Source organism: Bacillus sp. DJP31 (genome assembly GCF_049310945.1).
Taxonomy (GTDB): Bacteria; Bacillota; Bacilli; order Bacillales; family SA4; genus Bacillus_BS.
The window spans coordinates 1-520 of sequence record NZ_JBMERO010000117.1; the positions used below are offsets into that span (position 1 = coordinate 1).

Here is a 520-nt window from a genome sequence, read left to right on the forward strand (position 1 = left end):
CAAATACATAAAGAGGATGAAAACTTTTCTTGCCTGGATTACTTGAATTGAACCCTACTTCGGCTCCTTTTTGATGTCCATAAACCGTGTTGACAGAAGAATCAAAGTCAAGAATCACACGTTCTTGATTGGCTAAAATACGTTGGGTTAACACTTGATTTGTTTCGCTAAAACCAATCAAATCTTCCTTCTGTTGAAACCGCTTCAGTTCGTTGTAGTAGGTTGTGTAATCTGGCAATTTACGCCATCCAAAGAACCGTTTTAGCATGATTTCATCTTCGATGTCTTCTAAGTGAGAAATTCTCTCCTTACCTAGTAGGCGACCTAAAATAAGAGCTAATGAAACTTGTGATAATGGGTAAATTCCCCCTGATTTCCTCACAGAAAGAAGCTCTTCTAATAGATGACTCAGCCCAACTTTCTTAATATAGTCAAGAAGGGGCAAAATCCCTCCATAAGACGTTGCGTTTTCCAAAGTTTGTTCGACAGAAATCCTTCCAATACTTGTATTTATTGTGTT

At 37.9% G+C, this 520-nt stretch carries 1 protein-coding gene; it reads right to left on the reverse strand.

From position 1 onward, the window contains the following. Window positions 1-445, reverse strand: a 445-nt coding sequence (locus ACOI1C_RS22770) for a transposase (RefSeq protein ID WP_422512903.1), incomplete at its 3' end; no start/stop codon positions are given. Window positions 446-520 lie beyond the last annotated feature (75 nt).